We start from the raw sequence: 13,776 nt of genomic DNA on the forward strand, positions 1-13,776 counted from the left end.
TGCTGTATGCGCCCGTAAATGCCCGCGCGACAAGGTTTTGCGCGCGCAAGTGCACGGCCGGGCCTAGGCCGGCGGCGCCTCCTGCTGCGACCCGGCGATGCGGTCCTCCATGCGCCGGTGCAGGGCGCCGATCCGCGAGTCGAGGTCGCGGGCACGCTCGGCTGCCGCGCCCAGCTCGTCGAGCATCTCCGGAGGCAGGTGATCGGCGAATCCGGTGCGCAGCCGGGTCGCCACGAACTCCCACGATTCCATGATCCCGGTGCGGATCTGCACTTCGACGCGCACCGCGCGCACGCCGTCCGACCGTGCCACCGGAACCTCCACGACGAGGCACAGACCCCGGTATCCGTCGGGACCCGCGCGTCTGATGTAGTCCCGCGCCTCCACCACCCGCACGTCCCGCCGGACGGCGAGCAGATCCCGCAGCCGGTACACGTCGGCGTTCACTCCGCACGTGATGCGGATTCCGGCGAGCCCGGCCGACGGCGCGGCAGCGGCTGTCCACGACTCGACGTGTTCGACGGGGTCGTAGCCGTGACGATCGACGAACTCGTCCCGCACGATTCCGACCTTGGTCCGCAAGTCCTCCAGGGCGAACCCGCCGGACCTGCCGACACCGGCCGGATCCCGTCGGGGGCTGTCAGTCCGCTCGGGTCCGATCCCCGCCATCGCCAGCCTCCTCGACGCGCGTCGGCGACTCCACCGGCGGCCCCGCGCGACGACCGTCGCGCAGCACCTGCCGCAACGTCCGCGGCGATACGCCCGCCTCGCGGCGAGCCTTGCCGCGGGTGACGAGCACCCCGACGATCGCCACGATCCACACGGGATACTGCGCCAGCCAGGCGACCCGGAACGCCTCGAAGGTGTAACCACCGAGACGCTGCAGGATCACCCCCATCGCCTGGATCACCAGCAGGGACGCCAGGAATCCGCCGATGTTGACCATGCCCTGGGCGGTGCCGAGCGCGGTGCTCGGGTTGAATGTCCGCGCATAGTCGAATCCGATCATAGACCCGGGCCCGCCGACCGAGATGATCACGATCAGCAGGACGAGCAGCCACATCGGGGCCGGCGCCGGCAGCAGCAGCACGATCGTCCACATCACCGCGTTGCTCACCATGATCGACAGCACCAGCCACGAGCGGTGCAGCGGGAAGCGGCCGCTGAGGATCCCGAGCACCGGGCCGGCCGCGATCGCCGACACCACGGAGAGGGTGAGCAGCGAACCGGCGGCGGCCGCGGACAGTCCCTGCGCCGACTGGAGATACGGCATGCCCCACAACAACGCGAACGTGGTGATGGAGAACTGGGTCCCCATGTGGGTGAAGAACCCGAGCCGCGTCCCCGGCCGGCGCCACACCACCCCGAGCTGCCCGAGCACCTGCCGCATCCCCGCAGCCTGGGTCCGCACGACCACGCCGGGCGGTGCATCGCGCACCACGGCCACGGCGAGCACGCACGCGAGCACCCCCAGAGCGGCAGCGCTCGCGAAGGCCGCACTCCACCCCGATCCGTTCAGGATCAGCACGAAGGGCAGCGCCGAGAGCACCTGCCCCAGTTGCCCGAGGATGCCCGTGAGCTGGGAGACCAGCGGCACCCGTCGCACGTCGAACCACACCGGCACCAGTCGGAGCACCGAGATGAACGTGAGCGCGTCGCCCGCGCCGACGAAGACTCGGGCCGCATAGGCGGCGGGCAGGGATTCGGTGAACGCCAGCACCAGCTGCGCCGACGCCATGATCGCCGCACCCGAGGCGATCATCACCCGCGAACCGAACCGGTCGAGCAACACCCCGGCCGGGATCTGCATGCTCGCGTACACCACGATCTGCAGGACCACGAATCCGGAGAGCACGGCCGGAGTGATGTCGAAACGTTCGGTGGCGGCGAGACCGGACACGCCGAACGACGTGCGATGCATGACGGCCACGACATAGGCGAAGACACCCACGCCCCACACCCACCACACCCGTTTCATGATGAAACGACCCTACGCGGCGAGGCGTCTACCCGCCGGTAGTCACTCCCGGCCCCACGACACCCAGGTCGGGTCCGCGGCCCGCCCGCCCACGACGGTGTCGGCGAGGGCGTCGAGCCGGACGAGCTGCTCGTCGGTGAGCCGCACGTCGAGTGCCCCGGCGTTCTCGGTGACGCGCGCGGCGTAGCGGCTGCCCGGGATCGCGATCGACGGCAACCCGAACTGCTGCGCCCTGGCGTCGAGCCACGCCAGCGCCACCTGGGCGACGGTCGCCTCCGCCTCGTCCGCGACCGCGCGCACCGCGGCGCGCACCTGCAGGTTGGCGGGCAGCGCCTCGGCGTCGAACCGGGGGAAACGCCGGCGCAGATCCCGGTCGCCGATCTGTCCGGCGTCGAAGTCGTCGGTGAGCAGACCCCGGCTGACCGGCGAGTACGGCACGAATCCGATGCCCAGCTCGGCGGCCGTCGGCACGACGTTCTTCTCGACGTCACGGGAGACGATGCTCCATTCGGACTGGATCGCGGCGATCGGGTGCACGGCGTGCGCGCGCCGCAACTCGTCGCCGGTGGCCTCGGACAGGCCGATGTGCCGGATCTTGCCCGCCTGCACCAGCTCGGCGAGGGCGCCGACGGTGTCCTCGATCGGGACGGTCGGGTCCACGCGGTGCAGGTAGTACAGGTCGACGCTGTCCACCCCGAGCCGGCTCAGGGACTCGTCGATCGCCCGCTTCGCGTATTCGGGGCGGCCGTCGATACCGCGGTTGCCGGTACCCAGCGCGCCGACCAGGCCGAATTTGGTGGCCACCTGCACCTCGTCGCCGCGATCCTTCAGCAGCTTCCCGACGACCCGCTCGCTGGTGCCGTCGCCGTAGACGTCGGCGGTGTCGACGAACGTGATGCCGAGATCGACCGCGTGATGCAGCGTGGCGAGGGCCTCGTCGAGGTCGACCGGGCCGTAGGCGGGCGAGACGGACATCGCGCCGTATCCCTGGGCACTGACGGTCAGGCCGGGCGCGAGGGCGACGGTGGGGACGGGCATGAATTCTCCAGTGCATGTCGGACGAGCGGGAGGCGCGCCGGGCGCGCCTGCTCGATCCTTCCGAACATCGGCATCCGGCGCACGTCCGGGAAACCCGGTGCCGTCGCCACCACCCGCCTACGCTGAATCCATGTCGTACGACTGGCTCGAATTGCAGCGCATCGCCCGGCAGGGTTTCGAGAACCGGCTCTCGGCGGTCACCGACTGGTCCGCCCCCACCCCCGACACCGAATGGGACGTCGCCACGCTGGTCCGGCATGTGGTGGACGAGCAACGGTGGGTGCCGCCCCTCCTCGCCGGAAAGACGATCGCCGAGGCGGAGGCCGACCTCGTCCCCCTCGGCGACGACCTGTCGGCCGAGTGGGACCGGCACGCGGTCGACGCGTCCGTCGCGTGGGCGTCCACCGATCCGGACAGACAGGTACACCTGTCGTACGGGATGGTCCCCGCGCGGGACTATCTGCGACAGCAGGTGGGCGACATCGCGATCCACACCTGGGATCTGGCGCGGGCCGTCGGCGCCGACGAGACCCTCGACCCCGACCTGGTGACGGCCGTCTGGGAGGACCTGCAGCCACAGCGCGAGATGCTGGGTGCGAGCGGGCTGTTCGCGCCGCCGGTGCCGATGCCCGACGACGCGCCCCTGCAGGACCGGTTGCTGGCGCTGACCGGGCGCGACCCCCGGCCGGGAGGAATGCGATGAGCAGGGCGACCGAGCCGGAGGCGAGCAGGGCGACCGAGCCGGAGGCGAGCAGTGTGACCGAGCCGGAGGCGAGCAGGGCGACCGAGCCGGAGGCGAGCAGGGCGACCGAGCCGGAGGCGAGCAGGGCGACCGAGCCGGAGGCGAGCAGTGTGACCGAGCCGGACATCAAGCCCCGCAGCCGCGACGTCACCGACGGCCTCGAGAAGACCGCCGCACGCGGCATGCTCCGTGCGGTCGGCATGGGCGACGACGACTGGGACAAGCCGCAGATCGGGGTGGCCTCGTCGTGGAACGAGATCACCCCGTGCAACCTGTCGCTGGACCGGCTGGCGCAGGCGGTCAAGGACGGCGTGCACGCCGCCGGCGGCTACCCGCTCGAGTTCGGCACGATCTCCGTCTCCGACGGCATCTCGATGGGCCACGAGGGGATGCACTTCTCGCTGGTCTCACGCGAGGTGATCGCCGACAGCGTGGAGACCGTCATGCAGGCGGAGCGGCTCGACGGGTCGGTGCTGCTCGCCGGGTGCGACAAGTCCCTGCCCGGGATGCTGATGGCCGCCGCGCGTCTCGACCTGGCGGCCGTGTTCCTGTATGCGGGGTCGATCCTGCCGGGCGTCGCGAAGCTGTCCGACGGATCCGAACGCGACGTGACGATCATCGACGCCTTCGAGGCGGTCGGCGCGTGTGCCCGGGGACTGATGAGCCGGGAGGACGTCGACGCGATCGAGCGGGCCATCTGCCCCGGCGAGGGCGCGTGCGGCGGCATGTACACGGCGAACACGATGGCCAGCGCGGCCGAGGCGCTCGGTATGTCGCTGCCGGGCAGTGCGGCGCCGCCGGCGACGGACCGCCGCCGCGACGGATATGCCCGCCGCAGCGGCCAGGCCGTGGTGAACCTGCTGCGCCGCGGCATCACCGCTTCCGACATCCTCACGAAGGAGGCGTTCGAAAATGCGATCGCCGTGGTGATGGCGTTCGGTGGGTCGACCAACGCGGTGCTGCATCTGCTGGCGATCGCGCACGAGACGCGGGTCGAGCTGACGCTGGACGATTTCTCCCGCATCGGTGCGCGCGTCCCGCACCTGGCCGACGTCAAGCCGTTCGGCCGGCACGTGATGCAGGACGTCGACCGCATCGGCGGCGTGCCGGTGATCATGAAGGCGCTGCTCGATGCGGGTCTGCTGCACGGTGACTGCCTCACCGTCACGGGGCGGACCGTCGCCGAGAACTTGGCCGAGATCGCCCCGCCCGATCCGGACGGCAAGGTGCTGCGCGCCCTGGGTGAGCCCATCCATCCCACGGGTGGCATCACGATCCTGAAGGGCAGTCTCGCCCCGGGTGGGGCGGTGGTGAAGTCCGCCGGTTTCGACGAGTCGGTGTTCGAGGGCACCGCCCGGGTCTTCGAGCGCGAGCGGGCGGCGATGGATGCCCTCGAGGACGGCACGATCACGGCGGGCGACGTGGTGGTGATCCGGTACGAGGGCCCGAAGGGTGGGCCGGGAATGCGGGAGATGCTCGCCATCACCGGCGCGATCAAGGGCGCCGGGCTCGGCAAGGACGTGCTGCTGCTCACCGACGGCCGGTTCTCCGGGGGCACGACGGGCCTGTGCGTCGGGCACGTGGCGCCGGAAGCCGTGGACGGCGGCCCGATCGCGTTCGTCCGCGACGGCGACCCGATCCGGCTGGACGTCGCGAACGGCACCCTGGACGTGCTGGTCGACGACGACGAACTCGCGTCCCGCCGGCAGGGGTGGGAGCCGCTGCCTCCCCGCTACACGCGCGGGGTGCTGGCCAAGTACACGAAGCTGGTCGGTTCGGCGTCGGGCGGGGCGGTCTGCGGCTGACCCGATTCGCGGATCCGTCGGGACGGTGGAGAATCGGCCTGCGCGACGGCGCCCTACCGATCGAGGCCGAGGTCGACTTTCCGGCCGTCGAGGGCGCCCCGCAGGTTCGCCTGGTCGGCCAGGTCTTCGGCCAGGAATTCCCGGAGCAGGTCCACCGCCTGCACGATCTTCCGGCTGCGCAGCGAGTAGAAGACGTTGTTGCCGGAACGTCGCGCGTTCACGATCCCGCGCTCGCGGAGAACGGACAGGTGCTGGCTGGCGTTGGACTGGCTGAAGCCCAGCGCCTCGCACAGGTCACCGACGCTGAGTTCACCGTCCCGGAGTTCGTTGATGATGAGCAGTCGCTTGGGGTCGGCGATGGCCTTGCAGACTCGGGCGTGGAGTTCCTGCAACTGTGCCGCGATGTCTTGTTCCATCACTCCTCCGAGCGTCGGGTGCCGAGTATAGGTGTGCCGGTCGGGGGGCAGCGGCGTCCCGGATCGCGGCCGGGGCGCGAGCGCGGCGAGCGTGCTGGTGTCGTCGGCGGCCGTGCCGCTCAGTGGGCGGCCTTCAGGGAGGTCGAGGCCGCGCATTGGTTGCGGCCGACGTCGAGGACGTCGATCTCGTCGTCGGCGGGAGCGAGTTGTCCGGCGTTCACGCGGCGGATCGTCTCGTAGGTGTCCGGGGCGGCGGGCAGCGAGTTCACGATCTGCTCGACGAAGCGTTCGAGGGCGTGCTCGTTCAGCAGTGTGGCGGTGAAGATCTCTTCGAGCGTGGTGACGACCAGTCCGTCGGCGTTGATCTCCTCGTTGCTCGACCAGTGGGCCGGGGCGATCGTCGTTCGCGGGTCGAGGGGCCGCAGCCTGTCGTGCACGCTGCGGAACAGATCCCGCGCCAGCTCCTCGGCCCGGCCGGTCAGGTCGGGCCGGCCGAGGCCCCGGACGAAGACGGTGTCGCCGACGAGCAGGACCGATTCGCTGACCAACAGTGCCGTCGTGCCGGGAGTGTGGCCCGGCAGGTGCATGGTCATGGCCCGGACGGCGGCGGATCCCAGGTCGAGTTCGTCGCCCTCCTTCAGCGGCCGGTTGGGGAACGGGACGATGCCGCCGGCGTCCTCCGGCGGCAGGTGATACTCCGCATCGAGCCGGGCCGCCAGCGCCGGGCCACCACTGACGTGGTCCGCGTGCACGTGGGTGTCCACGACGTGCACGATCGAAACATCTTGTTTTCGAGCGAGTTCCAGGTATGCCTCGGTCGACCTGGCGGGGTCGACGACGATGCCGCGGCCGCCGGGCACGCCGACGAGGTACGACAGGCAGGCCTTCGCCGGGCGCTGGAACTGCCAGATGCGCACGTCGCCGGGCAGTCCGGCGATCTCGACGGGAACGAGGAGCCGGTTCCACGCGTCGGTACCGCCCTCGAGGGAACGGGTGCGCAGGCCCAGCGTCTCGAATTCCTCGGCGACCAGTTCGGAGCCGTTGCCCTGCCCGCAGACGACGACGGCACCCGACCGCGTGGCGGCGGCCTGTTCCTCGAGCTCTTCCATCACCCGATAGACCGGGACGTGGCGAGTGGGAACGGGCCGGGGTCCTTCGATCCTGCCGGCCCGGAAATCCTCGGTGCTGCGGATGTCGAGGATCTCGGGAACGGTGCCCGCCCGGAGCTCGAGAAACAGCTCCGAGGCGGTGACGGTATCGGCCACGTGTCCTCCCAGGGACGAAACGGGCGGGTGGTCCGCACACCGGGAGGGCGACTTTCCGAACCATCTTGCGGTATGCGCATACACGAATGTAGTGTCCTGGATCACATATCGCAACACTCCGCGCGAAGGCCGGACAAGGCCTCCCCGGCAACCACGAAAGGGGCCGGCGCATGTCGGACAACCCGCAGCGTGACGTCGACGACGAGAGCATGACGATCGTGGCCTGGAGCGGCGATCTGGACAGGATGTGGCCGGCGCTGATCCTGGGCTCCACCGGTGCCGCCTACGGAATGTCCACCACGATCTTCTTCACCTTCTGGGGACTGTTCCCCCTGGTGCGCGACGACGTCCGGATCACCGGGACCGACGCGATGACCAAGGCGCTGGCCGGCATGAACCGGCCCGGGATGCAGCACATGAAACTGTCCAAGCTCCACCTGGGTGGCGCCGGCCCGTGGATGATGAAAAAGCTTGCCCGCCAGAAGAATGTGGCCCATCCCGCCGAGCTGGTCGAGATGTGCACCGAAATGGGGGTGAACCTGTGGCCGTGCGAGATGAGCATGGACCTGCTCGGTGTGCGCCACGACCAGCTCATCGAGGGCGTCGGCGAGCCCGTCGGTGCAGCCACCGCCCTCTCCGCCATGAGCAGGTCCCAGATCAGCCTGTTCATCTGATCCGTTCCCGACACAGGAGCCGACCGTGGACTACCAGATCGACGTCGTCGTCGACGCCAAGGGACAGAAGTGCCCGATGCCGGTGCTGCTCGCCTCGCGCGCGATCAAGAAGCTCGAGTCGGGGCAGATCCTGCTCGTCGAGGCCACCGACGGCGGATCGAGACGCGACATCCCCTCGTGGGCGAACGACACGGGAAACGAACTGCTGGACAACAACAGCGAAGACGGCATCCACCGCTACCTCATCCGGAAGAAGTGATTCGGTGCGCTACGGCTTCGCGATCGACCAGCGCACGTGCATCGGCTGCCACGCCTGCACGGTCGCCTGCAAGACTGAGCACGAGGTGCCGCTCGGCCAGTTCCGTACGTGGGTGAAGTACGTCGATTCCGGCGAGTTTCCGAACACCACAAGATCTTTCGGTGTCATGCGGTGCAACCACTGTACCGATGTGCCGTGCGTGAAGATCTGCCCCACCGGAGCCCTGTTCAAGCGCGACGACGGGATCGTCGACTTCGACAACGAGCGCTGCATCGGGTGCAAGAGCTGCATGCAGGCGTGCCCCTACGACGCGATCTACATCGATCAGGACACCCACACCGCGGCGAAGTGCAACATGTGCGCGCATCGTATCGACAACGAGATGGAGCCTGCCTGCGTCGTGGTGTGCCCCACCCACTCGATCTGGGTCGGTGACCTCGACGATCCGACGAGCGGCATCGCCACCCTGGTCAGCACGCAGCAGACCACCGTGCGTTCCCCGGAGCAGAACACCGGGCCGAACGTCTTCTATCTCGGTGCCGACCGGGCGGTCCTCGATCCGTTGGCCGCGCCGGTCGCCGACACCTACATCTGGGCGGAGCCGGACGCGCACCGCCGCGAGACCGCCGCCGACCTGCCCAGGGATCGCACGACCAAGGCGCGCACCACGCTGAACACGGCCCATCCGCGGCCGTGGGGATGGCGCGTGACGACCTACCTGTGGACCAAGGCCGTCGGAGCCGGCGCCCTCGCCGTCGCAGGGCTGGCCCACCTCCTCGGCATCGACCTGGGGTGGCTGGGCGACTACGCGGCCCCCGTGGTGGCCATGGCGGGCGCGGCGCTCACCGGAGTGCTGTTGATCTGGGACCTGAAGCGGCCCGAGCGTTTTCTCTACATCTTCCTCAAATCCAACTGGTCCTCGTGGCTCGTGTGGGGCGCGTACGCGCTGGCCGTCTTCGGCGGTGTCGCCGCCCTGTGGGTCCTCGCCAGCCTGCTCGAATCAAGCTGGGCGACAACGGTACTCGCCTGGGCCGCCCTCGCCTCCGGCGCGCTCGTCGCCGGCTACACCGGGTTCCTCTTCGGGCAGGCCGAGGGGCGCGACCTGTGGCAGTCACCGCTGTTGTTCTGGCACCTGCTGGTCCAGGCCGCCATGGTCGGGACCGGGGCACTGCTCGTCCTCGCGCCGTTCGCGGGTCTCACCGACGGTGCGGTCGCCTTCCTCGTCCGCGTCTTCGTGATCTCGACCGTGCTGCATCTGCTGATGCTGGGCATCGAGTACTCCGGCAGGCATGCGAGCCGGCAGGCGACCGTCGCCGCGCACATCGTCACCCGAGGCCGCTACGCCCGGCTGTTCCGGCTGGGGGCGATCGCCCCGGCAGTGGTGGCGGCCGCGCTGGCCGCCCCGTCGTGGAACGGCTCCGCCGGTGCCGTCCTCCTGATTGCCGCCGGTCTGCTGACGCAGGTCGCGCTGCTGGCCTACGAGACGGTGTTCGTCCGGGCGGGTCAGGATCCGCCGCTGTCGTGAGGGGCCCACCGGGCACCCGCCCATCCATCCGAAGGGAACTGCCATGACTGCCGAGACGGAGCGCATCGCGGCCGAGCCGGAACACATCGCGGCCGAGCCGGTGCTGCCCGGTCAGCGCACGCACGAGCGGCTGCGGAACTTTCCTCCGGTCGAGAACTGGGACCATCACGTCGAATACGACGCCAAGGCCCACCCGCGTAAGGTTCCGCACGAGTACATGCTGGTGCCCACCACCTGCTTCAACTGCGAATCGGCATGCGGTCTGCTCGCGTACGTCGACAAGTCCGATCTGTCCATCAAGCGACTCGAAGGGAACCCGGCCCATCCGGGCTCACGCGGGCGCAACTGCGCCAAAGGTCCCGCGACGATCAACCAGATCAACGACCCCGAGCGCATCCTGCACCCGCTCAAGCGCGTCGGTGCCCGCGGCAGTGGGCAGTGGGAGCGCATCGGCTGGGACGAGGCCCTCGACGACATCGCCGCCCGGATCCGGGCCGCCATCGTGGAGGACCGCCGGGACGAGGTCGTCTACCACGTGGGCCGGCCCGGCGAGGACGGCTTCGCCGAGCGGTTCCTGCTGGCGTGGGGCGTGGACGGGCACAACAGCCACACCAACATCTGCTCCGCCGGCGCCCGGCTGGGCTACTCCCTGTGGGGCGGCTACGACCGGCCCTCCCCGGACTACGCGAACGCCAGGGTCATCCTGCTGATCTCGAGCCACCTCGAGACCGGGCACTACTTCAACCCGCACGCGCAGCGGATCATGGAGGGCAAGATCCAGGGCGGCGCCAAGGTCGTCGTCCTGGATCCGCGGTTGTCGAACACCGCGTCGCACGCCGACCTGTGGATCGCCCCGTGGCCCGGCAGCGAGGCCGCGATCCTGCTGTCCGTCGCATCGCATCTGCTGCGCACCGACCGCATCGACCGGGCCTTCCTGCGTCGCTGGGTGAACTGGTCCACCTACATGAAGCACCGCCACCCCGAACTGCCCGCCGACGACTTCGACGCGTTCGTCGGCGCACTGACCGAGGACTACTCCGGGTATACCTTCGCCTACGCCGCACAGGAAGCGCAGGTTCCCGAGGCGCAGATCGCCGAGCTCGCCCGGATCGTCGCCACCGCCGGTTCGGCCCTGTCGGCGCACGTCTGGCGGGCGGCGACCGCCGGCAACCTCGGCGGGTGGCAGGTCTCGCGGGCCCTGTTCTTCCTCAACGTGCTCACCGGCAGCGTCGGCACCAAGGGGGGCACCAGCCCCAACGGCTGGGACAAGATCATCGCGCACGGCCCGAACGTGCCGCAGGGACACGAGTCCTGGAACGAGCTGCTCTGGCCCGCCGAGTTCCCCCTGTCGACCAACGAGATGTCGATCCTGCTGCCGCATCTGCTCCGGGACGGCCGCGGCACGCTGTCGATGTACTTCTCGCGCGTCTACAACCCGGTGTGGACCAACCCCGACGGCTTCAGCTGGCTGGAGGCCCTGACCGACGAATCGCTCGTGGGCTGCCACGTCGCGCTGACCCCCACGTGGTCCGAGACGGCCACCTTCGCCGACTACGTCCTGCCCATGGGCCACAGCACCGAGCGGCACGACACCCAGTCCTACGAGCAGTACGCCGGCAAGTGGCTCGGGTTCCGTCAGCCCGTCACCCGGGTGGCGCTCGAGCGCATGGGCCGGAGCGTGTCCGACTCCCGCGAGTCCAATCCGGGAGAGGTGTGGGAGGAGAACGAGTTCTGGTTCGAGCTGTCCTGGCGCATCGACCCCGACGGCAGCCTCGGGATCCGCAAGTTCTTCGAATCCCCCTACCGGCCCGGGGAGAAGGTCACCGTCGACGAGTACTACCGGTGGGTGTTCGAGAACAGCGTGCCGGGTCTGCCGAAGGCCGCAGCCGACCGAGGGCTCACCCCGCTGGAGTACATGCGCAGATACGGCGTCTTCGAGGTCGCCAAGGACACCTACCGACTCGACGAGCGGCCGCTGACGGCCGCCGAGACCGAGGGGGCGGACCCGGACGAGCACGGGGTCCTGCGCAAAGCCGTGACCCTGGACTCGACCCCACCTCTCGTCGGCGAGGCGGGTGCGGTCGGCGTCGTCCACGAGGACGGCAGCAGGACCGCGGGGTGGCTCACCCCGTCGCGCAAACTCGAGCTGTTCAGCGAGACCATGGTCGATTTCGGGTGGGAGGAGTACGCCACCCCGGGCTACATCGAGTCCCACGTCGGGCACCGCTCGATCGACCCGGCGAACAACGAGATCGTGCTCGTACCGACCTTCCGGTTGCCGACCCTGGTCCACACTCGCTCCGGGAACGCGAAGTACCTCAACGAGATCAGCAACACGCATCCGCTGTGGACGAATCCCGCGGACGCCGCGCGCTTCGGCGTCGGCACGGGCGATCTGGTCCGGATCAACACCGAGATCGGGTACTTCGTGGCCCGGGTGTGGGCCACCGAGGCGATCCGCCCCGGCGTCCTCGCGCTCTCGCACCACATGGGCCGCTGGCGCACGTCCGAGAACGCCGGCTCCCGGTGGGCCATGGGCCTCGTCGATCTCGACAACGACGGAAACGGGGTGTGGCGGCTGCGCTACAAGCAGGGGGTACAGCCGTTCCGCAGCGACGATCCCGACAGCGAGCGGATCTACTGGGACGATCCCGGCGTGCATCAGAACCTCGCCTTCGCCGTGCACCCCGACCCCCTGTCGGGCATGCACTGCTGGCACCAGAAGGTGCGCGTGGAGAAGGCCCGCACCGACGACCGGTACGGCGACGTGGTGGTGGACACCCGGCGGTCCCGGGAGGTCTACCGCACCTGGATGGAGTGCACCCGGCCCGGGCCCAGCCGGTCCGGGCTGCGCCGCCCGGAGTTCCTGATGCGGCCGGTCAAACCCCGTCGGCGTGCCTTCCGCGCGCCCGGGGCGGAGGAGCGAGCATGAGTCTGCTGTCGCGGAGGACGTCCGGCCCGGCAGTCTCCGCGGCGGCGGTGCGGGCCGCGGTGGCCCGGGTCGAGGATCCCGAGTTGCATCTGCCGCTCGAGCAGGCCGGCATGCTCGGCGAGGTGCAGATCGATCGCTCCGGACTCGTCCGGGTGACCGTCCGGCTCACCACCGCCTCGTGTCCGATGCGGGCCACCCTCTCCGCCGACGTCGCCGCGGCCGCCGGGGCAGTCGCCGGCGTGACCGGCGTCGAGGTCGACTTCGCGACGATGAACGAAACCGAGCGGAGGCAACTCGCCGCCCGCTTGCGCGGCGCGAAACCCACGGACGCTCCCCCCTTCGGTCCGGATTCGCCGACCCGGGTGTACGCCGTGGCCTCCGGCAAGGGTGGTGTCGGCAAGTCGACGCTCACGGCCAACCTCGCGGTGGCGCTGGCCCAGCAGGGCAAGCGGGTCGGCGTTCTCGACGCCGACGTCTGGGGTTACTCCGTTCCGCATCTGTTCGGAGTGCGCCGCGCACCGGTCGCCTTGCACGGAACGATGCTGCCGGTCGAAGCCTTCGGCGTCGCTCTCATGTCGGTCGGGTTCTTCGTCCGCGACGACGAGCCGGTGGTCTGGCGCGGCCCCATGCTGCACAAGGCGATCGAACAGTTCCTGCGCGACGTGTACTGGGGTGAGCTCGACGTCCTGCTCGTCGACCTGCCCCCGGGCACCGGAGACGTCACCCTCTCGCTGCTCGAACTCGTGCCGGATGCGGCGCTCCTCGCCGTCACCACGCCGCAACCGGCGGCCCAGACCGTCGCCCAGCGGGTGGGCCGCATGGCGCGTGACCTGCGGATGCCGGTTGTCGGCGTCGTGGAGAACATGTCGGCACTGGTGTGCTCGTCCTACCAGGCGAGCACACCGCTGTTCGGTACCGGAGGCGGCGAGCGCCTGGCCCGGGCCATCGCGGCACCGCTCCTCGGGCAGGTGCCTCTCGACATCGAGCTACGCGCGGCGGGAGACAGTGGCGTCCCGGCCGTGGTGGCGACGCCGCACGCCCATTCCGTCTCGCAGATCCGGCAGATCGCCGCGGCCCTGCCGGCCCCGAGACGGAGCCTCGTCGGCCGGCCGCTACCGCTGTCGGTCCCGTAGCCGACGAGC

The 13,776-nt window shown here is 70.0% G+C and carries 12 protein-coding genes; 7 read left to right on the forward strand and 5 right to left on the reverse strand.

Translation table 11 applies throughout. The features are described from left to right. Window positions 1-63 precede the first annotated feature (63 nt). Genes QNA09_RS20665 through QNA09_RS20675 form a run of 3 tightly spaced genes read right to left on the reverse strand, consistent with a single transcriptional unit; the run spans window position 64 to window position 3,016 of the window. A complete protein-coding gene (locus QNA09_RS20665) occupies window positions 64-669 on the reverse strand; it encodes a GTP pyrophosphokinase family protein (protein WP_010593693.1) in 606 nt (201 codons plus the stop codon). Next, a complete protein-coding gene (locus QNA09_RS20670) occupies window positions 641-1,978 on the reverse strand; it encodes a nitrate/nitrite transporter (RefSeq protein ID WP_040274755.1) in 1,338 nt (445 codons plus the stop codon). Before QNA09_RS20670 ends, QNA09_RS20665 begins: the two co-directional genes overlap by 29 nt. A 42-nt stretch (window positions 1,979-2,020) precedes the next feature. Next, a complete protein-coding gene (locus QNA09_RS20675) occupies window positions 2,021-3,016 on the reverse strand; it encodes an aldo/keto reductase (protein WP_119700097.1) in 996 nt (331 codons plus the stop codon). 130 nt (window positions 3,017-3,146) lie between these two features. On the opposite strand from QNA09_RS20675, the gene QNA09_RS20680 reads away from it, so the two are divergent. Both QNA09_RS20680 and ilvD read left to right on the forward strand, forming a co-directional pair. Beyond that, complete coding sequence (locus QNA09_RS20680) at window positions 3,147-3,719, forward strand: TIGR03086 family metal-binding protein (protein ID WP_119700098.1); 573 nt, start codon at window positions 3,147-3,149, stop codon at window positions 3,717-3,719. Between the two features lie 149 nt (window positions 3,720-3,868). Beyond that, on the forward strand, window positions 3,869-5,563 hold the full coding sequence (ilvD, locus tag QNA09_RS20685; RefSeq protein ID WP_119700343.1) for a dihydroxy-acid dehydratase: 1,695 nt from the start codon (window positions 3,869-3,871) through the stop codon (window positions 5,561-5,563). A 53-nt stretch (window positions 5,564-5,616) separates the two neighbouring features. Here the strand turns inward: ilvD and QNA09_RS20690 are convergent, their stop codons facing one another. After that, window positions 5,617-5,979 carry a helix-turn-helix transcriptional regulator gene (locus QNA09_RS20690; RefSeq protein WP_026137777.1) on the reverse strand — a complete coding sequence of 121 codons (363 nt, stop codon included), beginning with the start codon at window positions 5,977-5,979 and terminating at the stop codon, window positions 5,617-5,619. 119 nt (window positions 5,980-6,098) lie between these two features. Next, window positions 6,099-7,244 (reverse strand): MBL fold metallo-hydrolase, encoded by a 1,146-nt coding sequence (locus QNA09_RS20695; protein ID WP_017680818.1) that lies wholly within the window; start codon window positions 7,242-7,244, stop codon window positions 6,099-6,101. 170 nt (window positions 7,245-7,414) lie between these two features. Here QNA09_RS20695 and QNA09_RS20700 point away from each other — a divergent pair, with 170 nt between their 5' ends. From QNA09_RS20700 to QNA09_RS20720, 5 genes are read left to right on the forward strand one after another with little or no spacing between them, the layout of a single operon-like run. After that, a complete protein-coding gene (locus tag QNA09_RS20700) occupies window positions 7,415-7,918 on the forward strand; it encodes a DsrE/DsrF/DrsH-like family protein (protein WP_010593700.1) in 504 nt (167 codons plus the stop codon). A 25-nt stretch (window positions 7,919-7,943) separates the two neighbouring features. Further along, complete coding sequence (locus QNA09_RS20705; protein ID WP_010593701.1) at window positions 7,944-8,177, forward strand: sulfurtransferase TusA family protein; 234 nt, start codon at window positions 7,944-7,946, stop codon at window positions 8,175-8,177. A 4-nt stretch (window positions 8,178-8,181) separates the two neighbouring features. After that, complete coding sequence (locus tag QNA09_RS20710; RefSeq protein WP_119700099.1) at window positions 8,182-9,702, forward strand: 4Fe-4S dicluster domain-containing protein; 1,521 nt, start codon at window positions 8,182-8,184, stop codon at window positions 9,700-9,702. 43 nt (window positions 9,703-9,745) lie between these two features. Beyond that, the gene (locus tag QNA09_RS20715) at window positions 9,746-12,634 is read left to right on the forward strand and encodes a molybdopterin-dependent oxidoreductase (RefSeq protein ID WP_017680820.1); all 2,889 of its coding nucleotides are present in this window, start codon (window positions 9,746-9,748) and stop codon (window positions 12,632-12,634) included. Then, window positions 12,631-13,767 (forward strand): Mrp/NBP35 family ATP-binding protein, encoded by a 1,137-nt coding sequence (locus QNA09_RS20720; protein ID WP_119700100.1) that lies wholly within the window; start codon window positions 12,631-12,633, stop codon window positions 13,765-13,767. Before QNA09_RS20715 ends, QNA09_RS20720 begins: the two co-directional genes overlap by 4 nt. Window positions 13,768-13,776: the final 9 nt, after the last annotated feature.

This window comes from Rhodococcus sp. AH-ZY2 (assembly GCF_030916465.1).
Taxonomy (GTDB): domain Bacteria; phylum Actinomycetota; class Actinomycetes; order Mycobacteriales; family Mycobacteriaceae; genus Rhodococcus; species Rhodococcus ruber.